This is a genomic window from Nocardioides sp., from assembly GCA_037045645.1.
Classification (GTDB): Bacteria; Actinomycetota; Actinomycetes; order Propionibacteriales; family Nocardioidaceae; genus Nocardioides.
In genome coordinates this window covers 158,713-176,706 of the sequence record JBAOIH010000011.1, presented here as the reverse complement: position 1 = coordinate 176,706, position 17,994 = coordinate 158,713, and the positions used below count along the sequence as shown (strand labels likewise).

13 protein-coding genes are annotated in these 17,994 nt (G+C 68.5%); 7 read left to right on the top strand and 6 right to left on the bottom strand.

The window, feature by feature from the left end; all coding sequences use genetic code 11:
• Positions 1-276 precede the first annotated feature (276 nt).
• Positions 277-1,896: a DHA2 family efflux MFS transporter permease subunit gene (locus V9G04_18865; protein MEI2715289.1), complete on the bottom strand. Its 1,620-nt coding sequence runs from the start codon at positions 1,894-1,896 to the stop codon at positions 277-279.
• 298 nt (positions 1,897-2,194) lie between these two features.
• Between V9G04_18865 and V9G04_18860 the strand changes: the two genes are divergently transcribed.
• A complete protein-coding gene (locus V9G04_18860) occupies positions 2,195-4,906 on the top strand; it encodes a DEAD/DEAH box helicase (GenBank protein ID MEI2715288.1) in 2,712 nt (903 codons plus the stop codon).
• A complete protein-coding gene (locus V9G04_18855; GenBank protein MEI2715287.1) occupies positions 4,903-5,577 on the top strand; it encodes a hypothetical protein in 675 nt (224 codons plus the stop codon). The genes V9G04_18860 and V9G04_18855 overlap by 4 nt, the downstream gene beginning before the upstream one ends.
• On the opposite strand, the gene V9G04_18850 is transcribed toward V9G04_18855, so the two are convergent.
• Together V9G04_18850 and V9G04_18845 are read right to left on the bottom strand one after the other, a co-directional pair.
• The gene (locus V9G04_18850) at positions 5,565-7,514 is read right to left on the bottom strand and encodes a hypothetical protein (GenBank protein ID MEI2715286.1); all 1,950 of its coding nucleotides are present in this window, start codon (positions 7,512-7,514) and stop codon (positions 5,565-5,567) included. The two genes, V9G04_18855 and V9G04_18850, sit on opposite strands and share 13 nt — an antisense overlap.
• 33 nt (positions 7,515-7,547) lie before the next feature.
• Positions 7,548-8,279 (bottom strand): peptidoglycan-binding domain-containing protein, encoded by a 732-nt coding sequence (locus tag V9G04_18845; protein ID MEI2715285.1) that lies wholly within the window; start codon positions 8,277-8,279, stop codon positions 7,548-7,550.
• 181 nt (positions 8,280-8,460) lie between these two features.
• Here V9G04_18845 and V9G04_18840 point away from each other — a divergent pair, with 181 nt between their 5' ends.
• Positions 8,461-9,210 (top strand): polyprenol monophosphomannose synthase, encoded by a 750-nt coding sequence (locus V9G04_18840; protein ID MEI2715284.1) that lies wholly within the window; start codon positions 8,461-8,463, stop codon positions 9,208-9,210.
• Positions 9,211-9,214: 4 nt separating this feature from the next.
• Here the strand turns inward: V9G04_18840 and V9G04_18835 are convergent, their stop codons facing one another.
• Genes V9G04_18835 through V9G04_18825 form a run of 3 tightly spaced genes read right to left on the bottom strand, consistent with a single transcriptional unit; the run spans position 9,215 to position 11,664 of the window.
• Positions 9,215-9,763 carry a TetR/AcrR family transcriptional regulator gene (locus V9G04_18835; GenBank protein MEI2715283.1) on the bottom strand — a complete coding sequence of 183 codons (549 nt, stop codon included), beginning with the start codon at positions 9,761-9,763 and terminating at the stop codon, positions 9,215-9,217.
• Positions 9,764-9,772: 9 nt separating this feature from the next.
• Positions 9,773-10,963, bottom strand: coding sequence for an ATP-binding protein (locus tag V9G04_18830; protein MEI2715282.1), 1,191 nt, complete (start codon positions 10,961-10,963; stop codon positions 9,773-9,775).
• On the bottom strand, positions 10,960-11,664 hold the full coding sequence (locus V9G04_18825; GenBank protein MEI2715281.1) for a response regulator transcription factor: 705 nt from the start codon (positions 11,662-11,664) through the stop codon (positions 10,960-10,962). Before V9G04_18825 ends, V9G04_18830 begins: the two co-directional genes overlap by 4 nt.
• Before the next feature lie 121 nt (positions 11,665-11,785).
• On the opposite strand from V9G04_18825, the gene V9G04_18820 reads away from it, so the two are divergent.
• The 4 genes from V9G04_18820 to V9G04_18805 all read left to right on the top strand — a co-directional run bounded on the left by V9G04_18820 (position 11,786) and on the right by V9G04_18805 (position 17,897).
• Positions 11,786-13,591 carry a carboxyl transferase domain-containing protein gene (locus tag V9G04_18820; protein ID MEI2715280.1) on the top strand — a complete coding sequence of 602 codons (1,806 nt, stop codon included), beginning with the start codon at positions 11,786-11,788 and terminating at the stop codon, positions 13,589-13,591.
• A 232-nt stretch (positions 13,592-13,823) separates the two neighbouring features.
• A complete protein-coding gene (locus tag V9G04_18815; GenBank protein MEI2715279.1) occupies positions 13,824-15,713 on the top strand; it encodes a biotin carboxylase N-terminal domain-containing protein in 1,890 nt (629 codons plus the stop codon).
• An 11-nt stretch (positions 15,714-15,724) separates the two neighbouring features.
• Positions 15,725-16,786 carry a hydroxymethylglutaryl-CoA lyase gene (locus V9G04_18810; GenBank protein ID MEI2715278.1) on the top strand — a complete coding sequence of 354 codons (1,062 nt, stop codon included), beginning with the start codon at positions 15,725-15,727 and terminating at the stop codon, positions 16,784-16,786.
• A 13-nt stretch (positions 16,787-16,799) separates the two neighbouring features.
• Positions 16,800-17,897 (top strand): hypothetical protein, encoded by a 1,098-nt coding sequence (locus V9G04_18805; GenBank protein ID MEI2715277.1) that lies wholly within the window; start codon positions 16,800-16,802, stop codon positions 17,895-17,897.
• Positions 17,898-17,994 lie beyond the last annotated feature (97 nt).

Genomic DNA, 17,994 nt, shown 5'->3' with positions numbered 1-17,994 from the left:
GGGTGGTTGGTTCGCGGCGCCGGTTCGGGGCTTGGGGTCCGGCGTCTGCCGCGTTCAGGACGTCGCAGGCCGTGCCGGTTCGGACGTACGTCCGATCAAGCCCGCCGAAGGGTGCTCTGGAGGTGCCGGTTCGGACGTACGTCCGATCAAGCCCGGTCGGCGAGCCCCCTGGAGGTGCCGGTTCGGACGTACGTCCGAAGAAGCCCGGCGAAGGGTGCCCTGGAGGTGCCGGTTCGGACGTACGCCCGATCAAGCCCGGTCGGCGAGCCCGAATGATCAGTGCATCATCGCCGACGGATCGAGGGGCTCGACCTTGTTGCGCGGCAGGAACCACGCCGGGATCAAGCAGCACGCGACGAGCGCGGTGGCTACCACGAAGACCGTGGCGAAGCCGTCGGCCATGTCGAGATTGGCCTGCTTGAACAGCGCCGGCAGCGTGGTCGGGTCGAGGCCCATCTTGGCCGCGGCCTCGGCCAGGACGTTGGGGTCCTCGCTGCCGTGGGTGGCCTGCGCGAGGCCCGTCGCGGTCTTGATGGCATCGGACTTCACGAACTGGTTGGTCAAGATCACCGAGAACAGCGCGGTGCCGATGGAGGCCGCGACCTGCTGCTGGATGTTGAGCAGCGTCGAACCGCGCGCGATGTTGTGGTCGGTGAGCGTGGCCAGGGCCGCAGTCATGATCGGCATCATCGTCGCGCCCATACCCAGACCCATCACAAACAAGGCCGAGAGCATGTAGACGTACGACGTGTCGGCACCGATCCGGGTGAACATCGCCATGCCCGCGGTGATGATGGCGATGCCGGTCATCACGATCTTGCCCGGCCCGATCTTGTCGACCAGGAAGCCCGCGATCGGCATGGTGATCATCGCGCCGACACCCTGGGGCGCCAGCAGCAGACCGGCGTGCAGCGCGTCCTCACCGCGGACCTGCTGGAAGTAGAGCGGGAACAGCAGCGAGGCGCCGAAGAACGCGATCGCGAAGAGCGACATCGCGATCAGGGCGACGGTCATGTTGCGGTTCTGCAGCAGGCGCAGTTCGACGAGCGGGTGCTCGTTGGACTTGCGCAGCGCCCAGGGTACGAAGATCGCGGTCAGCAGGGCACCGGCGATCATCGTGACGATGACCTCGGTGGTCCACGGGGTGCCGTGCTCCTGCTTGGCGCCGGGGATCGAGCTCACGCCGTAGAGGAAGAGCGCGAGGCCGGGCGAGAGCAGCAGCATGCCGACGAAGTCGAAGCTCTCCGAGGGGTGCACCTCGTCCTTGGGCAGCACGAACCAGGCGTACACCAGCGCCAGGATGCCGATCGGCAGGTTGATCAGGAAGATCCAGTGCCACGAGGCGGAGTCGATCAGCCAGCCGCCGAGGATGGGACCGAAGATCGGGCCCAGCAGCATCGGGATGCCCATGATCGCCATCACGCGACCGACGCGCTCGGGGCCAGCGGCGCGAGTCAAGATCGTCATGCCCAGCGGCATCAGCATGCCGCCACCCAGACCCTGGAGGACCCGGTAGAGCACGAGCTGGTTGAGGTCACCGGCGGTGGCGCACAGCACCGAGCCGATCGTGAAGAGGGTGACCGCGATCAGGTACAGGCGCTTGGTGCCGAAGCGGTCTGCCGCCCATCCGGTCATCGGGATCACGGTGGCCAGCGCCAGCGTGTAGCCGGTCATCGTCCACGCGACCTCGGCCGCGGTGGCCTCGAACTCGCGCTGGAACGTCTCCAGACCGACCGAGACGACCGTAATGTCGAGGATCGACATGATCGCGCCGAGGACGACGACACCGGCCGTCATCAGGACGCCCTTGTCGAGCTTCTCCTCGTGAGGCAGATGCGGGTCGCGACTCGGGTCGCTCGCGCCCGGCGTCTCATCGAAGTCAATCTCATTGGTCACAAGGAAAAAAGGTACGGCCGGACCCGGTCCAACATTCAATCGTCGCTGCTGTGCCGCCGGTCACCCGACGGCTGCCAAGAACTGCGGCCGGAAGCGGGATCAAAGTGAACGAGTGCCCTCCCTTGGCCGCAGTTCTTCGGCCAGTCGAGTTTCGGCCAGTCGAACGGTGAGCGCAGAGGCGGTGGGGAACTCGATGTCGGTCGTGAGCGTTAGCGTCTCTTGCTGAGTGCGTGAGTTGCGTGACTGCGTGACTGCGTGAGTGAGTGAGCGAGGTGCCATGGCGGCTGAGGTGATTCCCGTGACGGGCCGGGTGACCTTTACCGCGCGTACGCCGCCGCGGGACTCGGCGGTGGAGTTCGCCGACGACCGGCGGACCTTCTCGTTGCCGATGCGCGCCGCCCTGCCGATCCTCGGCAAAGCCCAGCGCCGCGACGACCTGGCCCCGCAGACCCGACTGCTCGCCGGGTCGGTCCAACTCGGCCTGCGGCTGCTCGCGGCCGGACACTGCGAGCCCGGTCCCGACGCGACGTGGCGGGTCGCTGACCTGCCTGCGGAAGAGGAGGATCGGGTCGTCCAACTCGCTGAGAGCGCGCAGCGACAGGGGTTGGACGTCACGCAGGCGGAGGCACTCGTACGCCAGGTGCTCGATGCGGTGGCCGACACCCTGGCCCCGAAACCGCCGGCAGCCAAGGTCAGCCGTGAGCAGCCGCGTACGACCGACTTCTCCGGGCCGCTGCAACAGCGGCTGGCCCGCTATAAGCGACCCGCGGCCGATGATGCGACCAGGCCGCACCTGGTCGCGCTCAGCCTGCGCATCGAGGCCGACGAGGAAGAACTGCTCGGCGGCTGCGTGCGGCTGATTCCGCAGGTGCATGACGAGCACAACGCGCTGCACCTGGCCGACGCGGCCGATCTGTGGCTCGATCCGGGCGGCACGCACGGTTTCGGCGAGAGGGCGCGTACGCACGCCACCCTCGCCTTGCGCAACGCCGCAGACGCGTGGGCACCGCTGGAGCGGCTGCTGGAGATGCGGGTGCCGGATCAGATCACCCTCGACACCGACGAGTTGGTCAGCCTGCTCGACGAGGGGGTGGGCGCCTTGGAGGCTCGGCGTGTCGACGTGTTGTGGCCGCGCACGCTGGGGCGAGACCTCACCGCCAAGGCGACTCTTGATGCTCGCGGTCGACCCGACCAGCACGAGTCGCCGCTCAACAAGCCGATGTTCGGCGCCGACGAACTGTTCGCGTTCCGCTGGCAACTCGCCGTGCGCGGGGACCCCCTCACCGAGGACGAGATGGACCACCTCGCGAATGCCGCCTCGCCGGTGGTCAAGCTGCGCGGCAACTGGATGACGGTGCCTCCCGCGATCGCGAAACTGGCCAAGCGTCGGCTGATCCGCACCGCCAGGCCGGCGGAGGCCATCGCCGCAGCACTTACGGGCGTCGTCGAGATCGCAGACGAGACGGAAGAAGTCGTGGTGGGGGCCTCGCTGCTCAAGGTCCGCGACCGCCTGCGCGATATCTCCAAAGCCGAGCCGATCGAGGTGCCGGCCGATTTGAACGCCACCCTGCGCGACTACCAACGCCACGGACTCACCTGGCTGGCGCAGCTGACCTCCCTGGGCCTCGGGGCGTGCCTGGCCGACGACATGGGGCTGGGCAAGACCTTGCAACTGATCGCCCTGCACCTGCACCGGCACCGTGAGCCCGGTGCCGGCCCGACGCTGGTGGTCTGCCCCACGTCGCTGCTGGGCAACTGGGAGCGTGAGGTGGCGAGGTTCGCGCCGACGCTGGCCGTACGCCGGTTCCACGGTTCGCGTCGTGACCTCACGGGCCTCGACGCCACCGAGACGACGCTCTTCAAGGCCTCGGCATCCACGATCGTGCTGACCACTTACGGCACCTTGCGTGCGGATCTGGCCGCCGAAGGTGCGCTGGCGAAGGTCGAGTGGGACCTGGTCGTCGCCGACGAGGCGCAACACCTGAAGAACCCTCGCTCCGCGACCGCGCGCGCGATTCGCAAGTTGAAGAGCAACACGCGGGTCGCGCTGACCGGCACCCCGGTGGAGAACAATCTGACCGACCTCTGGGCGATCCTCGACTGGTCGATCCCAGGCCTGCTCGGCAGCCGACTGGCCTTCCGCAAGGTGTGGGCCGGCCCCATCGAGTCGGGCGACGAACCCACGAAGGCCCGACAGTTCGCCGACCTCATCGAGCCGTTCATCCTGCGGCGGCGCAAGACCGACCCGGGCATCGCACCCGAACTCCCGGCCAAGACCGAGACCGACCACCCTCTCGCGCTCACCCGCGAACAGGTCGTGCTCTACGAAGCGTTCACCCGAGATTGCCTGGAGCGGATCCAGCGGTCCGAACCCGAGGCGCGTCGTGGTCTCGTGCTGGCGATGCTCACGGGCCTCAAACAGATCTGCAACCACCCCGCCCAGTTCCTCAAACAGGCCAACCCACGACTGTCCGGTCGATCTGAGAAGTTCGAAGCACTCGACGAACTCGTGCCCACCGTGGTGTCCGAGGGTGGCGGCGTGTTGCTCTTCACCCAGTACGTCGAGTTGGGACGCCTGCTGGAGCGACAGTTGAGCGGACTGGGGCTGGAGCACCAGTTCCTGCACGGCGGCACCTCCGTCGCGCAGCGCGAAGCGATGGTGGAGCGATTCCAGACCGCCGCCGTGCCGCCGGTCTTCATCCTGTCCCTCAAGGCGGGAGGCACCGGCCTCAACCTCACCCGCGCCGACCACGTCATCCACGTCGACCGCTGGTGGAACCCCGCGGTCGAAGAGCAGGCCACCGACCGCGCCTATCGGATCGGCCAGACCCGGCCGGTGTTCGTGCACCGGCTGATCACCAAGGGCACCATCGAGGAACGCATCGCCGAACTGCTCACCCGCAAGCGTGGGCTCGCCGACGCGGTGCTCGGCGCTGGTGAGGCGGCGCTGACCGAACTCAGTGACGCCGAACTGCGCGACCTGGTCGACTATCGCCCGGACGACACGTGAGCGAGCTAGTCAGCCATCCGCGTTTCGCGGCACGTCGTGGGGCGGTCCGACCGCGCACCTGGTGGGCAAAAGCCTGGGTCCGGGCGGTGGAGGAGTCGGCGTACGACGAGGCGGACCTGAAGTCGGCCCGTGCGCTCGCCGGATCGGGTCGCCTGGGCTCCCTCGGGGTGGGCTCGGGTCGCGCGGTCTGCGTACATGACGAATCCCTGACGGTGACGCTCGCGCTGGAGGTCCTGGACGAGACCGCATCGGCTGCGTTCGTGGAAGTCGTGTCGGCCCAGACCGGCCACCTCGCGGCGCTGTTGCGCGGTGACCTGCCGCACGCCTTGGTCGAGCATGCGGAAGAGGTGGGCGTCGAACTCGTGCCCTTCGGCGGGGAACTTGCCTGGTCGTGCGGCTGTGATTCCTGGGTCGATCCATGCGTACATGCCCTGGCGTTGGGCTATCAGCTCGGTTGGCTGCTGGATCAGGACCCGTTCGTGCTGCTCAGTCTGCGGGGCATGGGCCGCGCGGCCCTGCTCGCGGCGCTGCACGAGGCCCGCCCCGCAGTCACTTCCCAAGTCGGCTCAGCACAAGGCGACCCGAGCGATATCACGGCCGACCTGGAGGCCGCCGTGGCTGCTTCGCATGCTGCCCAACTCCTGCTCGATCAGCTGGATCAGGCACCGTAGGCGAACACCCCGTTGATGCGCACCGTCTTCTTCTTGCTCAGCACCTTGATCTTGAGATTGCCCGAGCGCAACGCGAAGGCGTCGCCGACCTCGATGATCTGCTGCTTGGCGACTCCGGGGTGACGGCGCCCCAGATCCACGACACCCAACAGCGTCTTCCCGAGGCGTACCTCGACCTTGCCGTAGCCCCGCTTGCGCGGAGCCAGCAGCGCGATGCGGCTGGCGCGCACACCCCGCAGCGTCAGTTTGGCGCCGCGCTGTGAGGTGGTGACGTACGTGCGCCGGAAGTGGCCGTTCTGCTTGCGCTTCTTCCAGACCGCCTTGCCTTTGAGCTTCTTGCGCGTCAACGCCCGGTCGTCGATCGGGGTCGCCGTGCATCGCTGCGAAGAGACCGCGCTCAGGTTGCCCGCGGCATCCGCGGCCTGCACGGTGAAACACACCGTCTCGCCCCTCCGAGCCGGGAACGCGGCGCTCGTGGCGGCGGTCGACTGCCAGACGAACGGCGCGCCTGCGCCGGTCTTGTAGTCACCGCGAGCCGCCGTCACGGTGTAGGTCACCGGCGAGACAGAGTCGGCCCCGACCCACCCGACAGCGATTCGCAAGCCGAGGTTGAAGGGACGCAACGGAGCCGTCAGGTGGGCGGCCGTCGGCATCGAGAGGTCGGCCACGGTGGCCTGCACCGGGCCGCCCGCGGCCCCGGCCCAGACACCGATCGCCTGGTCGGCGCGTGCCAGTACGAGTGGCCGGGCATCTGGCACTGCCCCGACCGAACGGAAGTCGAAGCCTTCACCCGGTCCGCGCAGGCCGAGGACGACCTGGGCCTGACCGGCGGGCGCGTATCCGAGCATCACCGTGCCGGAGTCCGTGATCGCGACGTCGCCCGCCGACACGCCCACACCCGGTGTCAGGATCGTGGCGGTCGGCGCGCTGGCCATGGAGAGGTCGGCATAGCCCAATCCGGTCGGTGTTACCCAGGTCGCCGCGCCCACGCCGGTCGCGTTGGCCGCGAGATCGAGGCCACGACCCGGCGTCGCGCCCAGCGGGGTGAGCGCACCTAGCACGGTGTCGAACGTGGTGACGTACGGCACTGCGGTCTCGGCGCTGAGGCCCTGACTCCACCCGATCCACGATCGACCTTGACCGTCGACCGCCACGGCAGGGTCGAGGATCACCGGAGCCTGCGGGGTCGCCGTCAGGGTGCCCCACGAGCCGGCATTGCGCCGGATGGCCAGGATCTTGTGGGTGGTGTCGGCCGGGTCGCTCCAACGCCAGGCCGCGACGAGGGCCCCGCCGCTGCCGCGCGCGAGGCGCAGGTCGGCGTACGTCCCCTGCTCGCGGCTGAGCGCCCGGATGCCGCCTGGTCCGGTGGTGGCGTCGAGAGAGGTCGCGCGTACGACTGACTCGCCTTCAGCGTTGGTCTTGCCGAGCCATACCACCCAAGCCTCGCCGCCGGCGCCGATGTCGACTTGCGCGTGATCATCGTCGTTCTGGTTGGACACGACCGCACGCGGAGCCACGAAACTGCCGCCGCGGGGTCGTTGCGTCTGCCAGATCTCGCTGTCCGGGTCGGCCGATCCGGCAGGAGGAGTCTGGGTCCACACCACCGCGAGGTGTCCGTTGGGGCTGGAGTCGATGTCCACGTTGCTGACCGTGCCGACGCTCGCGTCGACCGCAGGGTCGGCGCTGACCGGGGTGGGAGCCTCCCAGATCAGCGAGCCGACACTGCGGGTGCTGACCCAGACCCGATTGCCCACTACCCAGGCCACCGCCGAGTTGCCGACGGTGTCGGCGGCGGCACTCCAGGTGTCGGCTGCCCCTGCCACCGTGGCGACGGGAGTCAGTCCCCACGGCAGTGCCTGAGCAGCTGTGACCGGGGTGAGCGCCAAACCGGTCGCGAGGGCGGTGGCACACAACAGCGTGTGGCGGCGGATGTCCAACGTGCTTCCTTCCCGAGGGGCGGTGATGCATGTCTAGAAGTCGTACAACTCGCAGGCCTCGGACTGGATCGTGGCCCAGGTCTGAGCATCCACGATGCCCGACGGCATCAGCCCATTGTCGCTTTGCAGGTCGCGGGTCGCGCTTTCGAGGTCGCGACCGAAGTGGCCGCGCGGCACCTCGCGGTTGGGTTGGAGGAACTGTGCATCGGTGAGCATCCGGCGGTAGGAGTCGGCGAACATCCGCGACTGCGTGCTCAGGCGGACGTACGGTCGAAGCTCGGGCATCGCCTCGGGCGACATCGCGCACGGGCAGACGACCGGCACGGTGTTGCCTTCACGAAGGGTCGTGGCGAAGTCCCCCACGTGCGCGGCGGTCATCCGCTCGGCACAGGCCTCGGCCGCATCGGGGAAGGTCGGCAGGTAGACGACGTAGCGCGGCACCTGACCGTCGATCTCGGGCCACTGCGTACGACAGGACTCGCGGGTGTCGAGGTAGCGCGAGCCCGGCCACTGTTGCAGCGGCGGGTTGATCGAGCCGTACAGGTTGCCCCACCCGACCGCCACGATCGTCTCGCGGCCGGCGGGATCGCACGCCAGGTTGCGCAGTTCGCCGCCGAAGCCCTGCGGATCCTGCTCGGGGGTCAAGCGCTCGGGGTGCTCGGAGACCTGCTCCTCGCCGGGCAGTTTGGCGGTGAGGATCCCCCCGCCGATGCCGAGGAGGGCCGCGACCAAGGCCACGGCCAGCACCGGGCCGAGCCTCCTCATGTGGCCGAGAATACCCAGGCACCCCTCAGCCAAGCCCCGACCAAAGGCGCGAATCGGTGCCATGGCCCGACCCGCTAGCCTGGGCGGGCTCAGCCCCTGAATTGTCCGCTAAGCACCCGGTTCTCCGGGGGTTGAGCGGACTGCGGTCCGCTCGACAACCGCCGAGCCACGAAGGAGTGCCGTGTCCGACCCCCTCCGTACGGTCGTGGTGATCCCGACCTACAACGAGGCCGAGAACATCTCGTGGATCGTGGGCCGGCTGCGGGCAGCCGAGCCGGACGTCGACGTGCTGATCGTGGACGACGGGTCACCGGACGGCACCGGGGAGGTCGCGGATCGGCTGGCCGCAGCGGACGCGGCGGTCTCGGTGGTGCACCGTACGGAGAAGGCGGGCCTCGGCGCGGCGTACCTCCACGGCTTCCGGGTCGCCCTCGGAAAGGGCTATGACGTGATCGGCGAGATGGACGCGGACGGCTCCCATCAGCCCGAGCAACTCCATCGGCTGCGCGCCGGTCTCGAAGGCGCCGACCTGGTGATCGGTGCACGCTGGGTCAAGGGCGGCTCGGTGGTGAACTGGCCCAAGTTTCGCGAGGCGCTTTCTCGCGGCGCCAACATCTACGTACGCGTCCTGCTCGGCATGCCCGTACGTGACGCCACGGCCGGCTTCCGGCTCTTCCGCCGCCGCGTCCTCGAAACCATCGACCTCGCGACGGTGCAGTCGACCGGCTATGTCTTCCAGACCGACATGACGTTTCGGACACTGCAAGCCGGCTTCGTGGTCCGTGAGGTGCCGATCGAGTTCATCGAACGTGAGCGCGGGGACTCGAAGATGTCGCCCGACGTGGCCCGCGAATCATTGCAGCGGGTCACGGTTTGGGGTCTGCGCGAGCGTCGTCGTCAGGTCGTACGCGCGCTGGGGCGCCGCAGCTGACCAGTCAGTCGACCCCGAGCGCACGCAACGCCATCTCGTACAGCAGGCCGTGCATCGCCTCGGGTGCGAGCCGGCCACTGTGCGGGGTGGAGTTGATCAGACCGAACGCCACGTGCGCCATCGCCTGCGCGCGATCTCGACGCAGGTCGGGTTGCAGGAGTCGCAGTTGATCGGCCCAGAGGTCGACGTACTCCAACTGCAAGGCGCGTACGCGTTCGCGTGCCTCGGCGGGTAGGGACTGCCAGTCGCGATCCTGGACGACGATCAGCGCCTGGTGGCTCAGGGCGAAGTCGACGTGCCAGTCGACCAGCCTGCGCAACGCCTCGGTCGGTCCGGGCGCGGCGGTGACCCGGGAGAGCCCGACGGCCAGGAGTTCCTCGCTGATCGAGACCAGCATCTGCGCCAGGATCGCCTCCTTGGAGGCGAAGTGCTTGTAGAGCGCCGGGCCGGAGATGCCACACGCCTGACCGAGGTCGGTCACCGAGACGCCGTGGAAACCGCGTCTGGCGAAGAGGTCGGCGGCGACGTCGAGGATCTGCTGGCGCCGGCTCACCACGCCAGGTTAGCGGTCGCTAACCGCCTGCAGGTCGGGGATCACCGCACGTACGGTGGTCCCGCCGCCTGGGCGTGAGGTCACGGTGAGTTCGCCGCCCATCGCGTCGAGGCGTACGACCAGGCCACTGAGGCCGCCGTGCTCGCGGTTGCGAGAAGCATCGAAGCCGCGACCGTTGTCGATCACCGCGAACTCCAGCGCGGGCACGCCGCGGATCTGGATGGTGATCTCGGTGGCGTCGGAGTGCTTGATCGCGTTCTGCAGCGCCTCGTGGATGCAGAAATAGATCGCCGCTTCGAGTGTTGGGGCGTACCTCGGCAACTTCTCGACAAACAGCACGCACGGGATCGGTGTCCGCAGCGCGATGGCTTTGAGCGCGGGTCCTAGACCGCGCTCGGTCAGCAAGGGCGGATAGATCCCCTGGGCGAGGTCGCGCAGTTCCTGGACGGCGGCCTGCGACTCGGCGGCAAGCCTTGCCAGGATTTCGTCGACGTCGCCCAGGTCGCCTTTGGCCAGTGCATTGCGGGCCAGTCGGCTCTGCACGGTCAGTCCGATCAGCCGTTGTTGCGCGCCATCGTGCAGATCGCGCTCGAGGCTCTTGCGCGCCGCGATCGCGACGTCACCGACCTGCGTGCGTGATCGTACGAGTGCCTCGGCCTGGTGCTTCATCTCCCGATAGAGGGCGTGCACCTCGTAGGTCAGTACGGCCGCGATGAGGGGGGTGAAGAGGAGGAGTACGACCACTTCGGTCGGTGTCGACGGGCCGGGCTCGCTGTCGCGACGCCATTCGGCCAGCGCCGCCACGGCGGCGGTCGACACGACCGCGAAGCCGACACCGAGGCTGACAGCCCGGGCAGGCAGATAGGGGAAGGCGAGCAGCAACGGGACGAGGAGCACCAGCACCGCCATCGGTGCCACGAACGGGTTGACGACGACGCCCGCGAACGCGAAGACCGCAGACGAGAGCGTCAGGGCGAGCACCGCGATCTGCACGCCACCGCGGCGGATCAGCGGCAGGGCCAGCACTGAGATCGCCAGCGCCGCCGCGACCGTGAGGAGGCTGAGGTCGAGGTGCCAACTGTGCAGGAACAACTCGCCGATGAGCAGGCCCAGCACCGAGAGGGCGATCGCGAGCGTGTTGGCGACATAGAAGTTGCGCAGCCGCGTGGGAAGTCCGGCCAGGAAGGGGAGCGTGATCACCACACGGCTTTTCTCAAGTTTCCGCCGGATACTCCGGCCTCGGTCAGGAAGATCAGTGTGGCAGCGACGCGTCGATGTGTCTGCGATCCCGCGGGAAGTTCCAGTTTGAGGAAGATCGAGTTGATGTGCTTTTCCACCGCCTTGTCGCCCACCACCAGCGCCTCGGCGATCCCGCCGTTGCTGAAGCCGCGGGCCACGAGCGTCAGGACCTCCAGTTCGCGCGGAGTCAGTGCGGCCAGGTGCGAACTCTCGCGACGACTGCCGGCCTCGAGCAACGACGCGACCACGGTTTCGTCGATCACCGACCCGCCCGCGGCCACTGACTTCAGCGCGGCGATCAGTTGCGTCGCGTCGGCGACGCGTTCCTTCAGCAGATAGCCGCGTCCCTGGCTTCCGTCGGCGATCAGGTCGAGGGCGTACTCGACGTCGGCATACTGCGTCAGCACCACGACGCCCAGATCAGGATGCGTACGCCGCAACTGGTTAGCGGCCCGGATCCCTTCGTCGGAGAGGTCCGGAGGCATCCGGATGTCGGTCAACACGACGTCGGGGCGATGTTCTTCGACGGCGGCGAGCAGACCGTCGTACGAACGCGCGACCCCGACCGGCTCGATTTCGGGGAAGGCCTCGAAGAGCGCGAGGATGCCGGCGCGCAACAGGTCGCCGTCCTCGGCGAGGACGAGGCGCAGCGGATCGGGCATCGCACACTCCTAGGTCTTCGCCGCAGGCTAGGTCATCGTGCGAGTGATGTCCCGGGTGCTGACCCCCGGATCGAGGGTGATGGGCTGGACCGCGTGGTTAACGATCGCTAACCTGGCGGGCATGACTGCGCCTACTGTGGGGCTCCGTACGCTCGCCGAGGAGTTGCGAGCCACGCTCGCCAAGGTCCGTCAGGGCGGTTCTGAATCCGCCCGGGCCAAGCACACCGGGCGGGGCAAGCTGCTGGTACGCGACCGGATCGATCGGCTCCTCGACCCGGGTTCGCCGTTCCTCGAGCTGGCGCCCCTGGCGGCATTCGGGATGTACGGCGGCGCCGGAGACGACTTCGCGGTGCCCAGTGCGTCGGTCGTGGCGGGCATCGGCCGGATCGAGGGCCGACTGTGCATGATCGTGGCCAACGACGCGACGGTGAAGGGTGGCACCTACTACCCGCTGACGGTCAAGAAGCACCTGCGCGCGCAGACGATCGCGGCCGAGAACCGACTGCCATGTGTGTACCTGGTCGACTCCGGCGGCGCGTTCTTGCCGATGCAGGATGACGTCTTCCCCGACCGCGAACACTTCGGCCGGATCTTCTTCAACCAGGCCAATCTGTCGCGGGCCGGCATCCCCCAGATCGCCGCGGTGATGGGCTCGTGCACGGCCGGTGGGGCGTACGTCCCCGCGATGTCGGACGAGACCGTGATCGTCAAGGAGCAGGGCACGATCTTCCTCGGGGGGCCGCCGCTGGTGAAGGCGGCGACGGGCGAGGTGGTGACCGCGGAGGAGCTCGGCGGTGGCGACGTGCATGCGCGTACGTCCGGGGTGGTCGACCATCTTGCCGACGACGATGCGCACGCGCTGCGGATCGTACGGTCGATCGTGGCGACGCTGCCAGGTGGTGGTTTCGAGACGGGGCTGCGCCCCTCCTCAACCACCGGCGGGGCTGGGCGCTCCTCGTTCACCGGCGGGGCTGGCCCGGCCTCGTTCACCGGCGGGGCGGGCCTTTCCTCGTTCACCGGCGGGGCGGGCCCGGCCTCGTTCACCGGCGGGGCTGCGCCGTTCTCGACCACCGGCGGGGCTGGCCCTTCCTCGTTCACCGGCGGTGATCGGTGGTTGAGGAGCGAACGAAGTGAGCGTCTCGAAACCACATTCGACGAACCACACGAGCCGGCCGAGTCGCTCTACGACGTCGTCCCCGCCGACACGCGTACGCCCTACGACGTGCGCGAGGTGATCCGGCGTCTGGTCGACGGGTCACGGCTACACGAGTTCAAGCGGCTCTACGGCGAGACACTGGTGTGCGGCTTCGCGCACATCATGGGCCGCCCGGTCGGGATCGTGGCCAACAACGGCATCCTCTTCAGCGAGTCCGCGCGCAAGGGTGCGCACTTCGTCGAGTTGTGCAACCAGCGCGGCGTACCCCTGTTGTTCTTGCAGAACATCACCGGCTTCATGGTCGGCAAGGAGTACGAGAACCAGGGCATCGCGCGCGACGGCGCCAAACTCGTCACGGCGGTCGCCAGCTCGGTCGTACCGAAGCTGACCTTGGTGATCGGGGGTTCGTTCGGTGCGGGCAACTACGGCATGTGCGGTCGGGCGTACGACCCGCGCTTCTTGTGGATGTGGCCCAACGCGCGGATCTCGGTGATGGGTGGCGAGCAGGCTGCGTCGGTGTTGTCGACCGTGAAGCGCGACGGCATCGAGGCCGGGGGAGGCGAGTGGAGCGCGGACGAGGAAGAGGCGTTCAAGGCGCCGATCCGCGAGCAGTACGAGCACCAGGGCTCGCCCTACTACGCCACCGCGCGGTTGTGGGACGACGGCATCATCGATCCGGCCGACTCGCGCCGCGTGCTCGGAATGGCGTTGGCGGTCTGCGAGGGCTCCGGCCCGACCCCACCACCGTCCTACGGCGTCTTCCGGATGTGACCGCGCAAATGATTTGGGCAGCGATGAACGACGAAGGAGTTCAGCGGGTGGGAGCGTGGTTTCGAGACGCTCACTGCGTTCGCTCCTCAACCACCGGTGGGGCTGTGGTTTCGGGTTTCTCAACCACCGGTGGGGGCGTGGTTTCGGGTTTCTCAACCACCGGTGGGGGTGTGGTTTCGAGACGGGCTGCGCCCTCCTCAACCACCCGTGTACGCATGACGAAGGAGTACTCATGACACAACCGATCCGGTCCGTGTTGGTCGCAAACCGCGGCGAGATCGCGCTCCGCGTCTTCCGCACCTGCCGCCGGCTCGGCATCGAGACGATCGCGCTCTATACCGACCTCGATGTGTCGGCGCCGCACGTCAAGGCCGCCGACCGAGCGATCCGGATGAGTTCCTATCTCGACATCGACGAGGTGGTGGCTGCTGCGGTCGAGGCAGACGCGGACGCGGTGCATCCGGGCTATGGCTTCTTGAGCGAACGTGCGCCGTTCGCGCGCGCGTTGGCGCAGGCTGGCGTACGCCTGGTCGGTCCCAGCGCCGACGTCATGGACGCGATGGGACGCAAGGATGCTGCCCGCGAGATCGCGGTCGCAGCTGACGTGCCGGTCGTCCCGTCGTACGCCCTGACCGACGACCCGGAGACGTTCGCCTATCCGGTGCTGGTCAAGGCCGCGGCCGGGGGCGGCGGCAAGGGGATGCGGGTGGTGACCAGCGCTGCGGACTTTGCGGAGGCGGCCGCCGCGGCGGCGCGGGAGGCGGCCAAGTCGTTCGGAGACGACACGCTGCTGGTGGAGAAGTACGTCGAGTCGGGCCGTCACCTCGAGGTGCAGATCCTGGGCGACACCCACGGCAATGTGATCCACCTCTACGAGCGCGACTGCTCTACACAGCGGCGGCATCAGAAGGTGCTGGAGGAGGCTCCCGGGCCGACCATCGACGCCGATCTGCGGCAGCGGCTGACCAGCGCGGCGGTGTCCCTGGCAAAGCAGGTGGGGTACGTGAATGCGGGCACCGTCGAGTTCCTGCTCGACAACGCGACGGGCGACTTCTACTTCTTGGAGATGAACACTCGCCTCCAGGTCGAGCACCCCGTGACCGAGGCGATCACAGGTGGCTTCGACCTGGTCGAGGAGCAGTTGCGGATCACCGCCGGTGAGCCGTTGTCGATCGGTTCCGGTGAACTCGGCATCCACGGTCACGCCATCGAGGCGCGCGTCTACGCCGAGGACTCGTTCGGCGGCTTCCTGCCGCAAGCGGGCGTCGCGACCTTCGTACGCTGGCCGCGCGGCGACGGGATCCGCGTCGATGCGGCACTGCGCACCGGTCAGGAGGTGAGCACTGCCTACGACCCGATGCTCGGCAAGGTGATCGCCCACGGTGCCACCCGTGAGGACGCTCGACGTCGACTGATCGCCGCGCTCGACCAGACCGACATCGCCGGGCTGACCACGAACACCGGCTTCCTGCGTGCGCTGCTGGCCACCGACGAGTTCGCCGAGGCGACGATCGACACGGCCTGGCTGGATCATCACGAGGTCGCCGCCCCGGAGCCCGACGGCGCGCGGGCGCTGGCGGCGTACGCGCTTGCTCCCGACTCGGCGGGCGACCCCGACCCCTGGCGCGCGGACGGCTGGCGCTCGGGCGCTCCTGCAGCGGCCACGCTGGTCGACCTCGACCAACTGATCGAGGTGCGACGTGACTCCCTGGACTCCCGACCGGCCCGCATCCTGGGCCGTGGCCGAGACGCTGGCGGTCACCACCTCGCGGTCGAGGTCAACGGTGAACGCCATGAGGGCCGCGTACGCGATCTCGGCGCGACGGTCGAGGTGCTGCATCGGGGGCAACGCTTCATCTTCGAGCGACCGGATGCGTTCGGCGACCACGCCGCGGCTGTCAGCGATGGCACCCTGCTCGCGCCGATGCCCGGCACGGTGCTCGCCGTGCATGTCGTCGAAGGTGAGGCGGTCGCCTCTGGTCAGACCCTCGGCGTGTTGGAGGCGATGAAGATGGAACTGGCCCTGAAGGCGCCGTACCACGGGGTCGTCGCGGCTGTCGGCGCGGCCCCGGGTGAGCAGGTCAAGTTGGGCGCGATGCTGTTCGAGGTGAGCGAATCGTGAACGGACTGCCGATGGTCACCCCCCGCCCCGGGCTCCCCGAACGCGTCACGATCTATGAGGTCGGTCCCCGCGACGGCCTGCAGAACGAGCAGGCGGTCGTGCCGGTCGAGGTGAAGGCGGAGTTCGTGCGCCGGCTGCTCGCGGCTGGGCTGCCGATCGTCGAGGCGACCAGTTTCGTGCACCCCAAGTGGGTGCCGCAGTTGGCGGATGCGGCGGAGTTGGTGGGGTTGTTGCGTGGTTTCGAGACGCCCGCTGACGCGGGCTCCTCAACCACCGGTGGGGGGCGTGGTTTCGAGACGGCCGGTGGGGGGCGTGGTTTCGAGACGGCCGGTGGGGGGCGTGGTTTCGAGACGCCCGCTGCGCGGCCTCCTCAACCACCGGGGGCGGCCTTCGACCTGCCCGTTCTCGTCCCCAACGAACGTGGGCTCGACCGGGCGCTCGAACTCGGCTGTCGCCACATCGCGATCTTCGGCAGCGCGACCGAGACGTTCGCCCAGCGCAACCTCAACCGCAGCCTGGAGCAGCAGTTCGAGATGTTCGCACCCACTGTGACGAGGGCGCGCGAGGCGGGGATGGACGTGCGGGCGTACGTCTCGATGTGCTTCGGGGACCCGTGGGAAGGCCCGGTGCCGGTCGAGCAGGTCGTGCTCGTGAGTCGCCGACTGCTCGACCTGGGCGCCAGCCAGCTCAGCATCGGCGACACCATCGGCGTTGGCACGGCGGGCCACGTACGCAAACTGATCGGGGCCTTCGACAGAGTCGGCGTCGGACGCGAGTCGCTGGCGATGCACTTCCACGACACCTACGGCCAGGCGCTGACCAACACGTACGCCGCGCTGGAAGAGGGCATCGCCACGTTCGACGCGAGCGCGGGTGGGCTCGGTGGGTGTCCCTACGCCAAATCGGCCACCGGCAATCTCGCCACCGAGGACCTGGTCTGGATGCTCGACGGCCTCGGGATCACGCACGGCGTCGACCTGCCCGCGTTGGTCCGGACGAGCACCTGGATGGCGGGGCAACTAGGGCGGCCGAGTCCGAGTGCGGTGGTGCGCGCACTCGGCTCACCGGAGTGAGAGGATCCGGTCTATGAGTCGACGCGTCTATCTGCACATCGGCGCGCCCAAGACCGGCACGACGTACGTCCAGGACCGACTCAGCATCAACCGCGACACCCTGCTCAAGCACGGGATCGACTTCCCGACCAACTCGCGCAAGGTGGACGCCGACCTGTTCCACTTCCGCGCCGCGCTCGACGTGCTCGGGCAGGACTGGGGCGGTCCGACCGGGCACGCGGCCGGCGCCTGGGACGCGATGACCAAACTGGTCGCACGTTCGCGGCACACGGTCGTCATCAGCCACGAGATCTTCGCGCCGGCCACCGCCGAGCAGATCGAGAAGATCCTCGACGGGCTGCGCGGTCGCGATGTACACGTGGTCTATTCGGCCCGCGACCTCGGTCGGCAACTGCCCGCCGCCTGGCAGGAGAGCATCAAGCAGGGACGCAAGTGGCCCTTCCGCAGATTCCTCAACAAGGTGGAGCAGGGCTCGACCTGGTTCTACAAGGCCTTCGATCTGCCGGCCGTGTTGGAGCGGTGGTCGCAAGCGGTGCCGCTGCGCAACGTGCACGTCGTCACCGTCCCGCCGGGCACCGCGCTGCGCGCCAACAAGGACCTGTTGTGGCACCGGATGTGCGAGACCTTCGAAATCGACCCGGCCTGGGCCCCCGAGGAGAGTCACCGCGCCAACAAGTCGTTGGGGGTCGCCGAGACCCAGGTGCTGCGCCAACTCAACCGCCGCATGGAGCGGGTCGTACGCCGCGAGGCGGCCTTCGACGAACTCATTCGCGAGAAGCTCGCCCATGATCTGCTGAGTGCGCGCAAGTCGGATCCCGTACGCCTCCCGCCGCAACGCTTCGACTGGGCAGACGACCGCGCCGAGGAGTGGATCCAGTGGCTCGCGACCAGTGGCGTACACGTCGTCGGCGACGTGGAGGAACTGCGTCCGGTGCGCCCGGCCGAGGACGCGAAATGGGTCAATCCCGATGCGATGCGGCCCAAGCTGATGCTCAACGGTGCTCTCGATGCGCTGGCCGCGATGACGATGGAGGCGGCCAGCCGGTCCGACCCGTCTCACTCGCGTTTCGGCCGCGTACGAGAGGTGCGCGAGCGGCTGCTGGGCCGATGACCGCTGGGCCGAACGATGCTGGGCCGAACACTCCTGGGCCGAACACTCCTGGGCCGAACACTCCTGGGCCGAACACTCCTGGGCCGACTGACCCGGG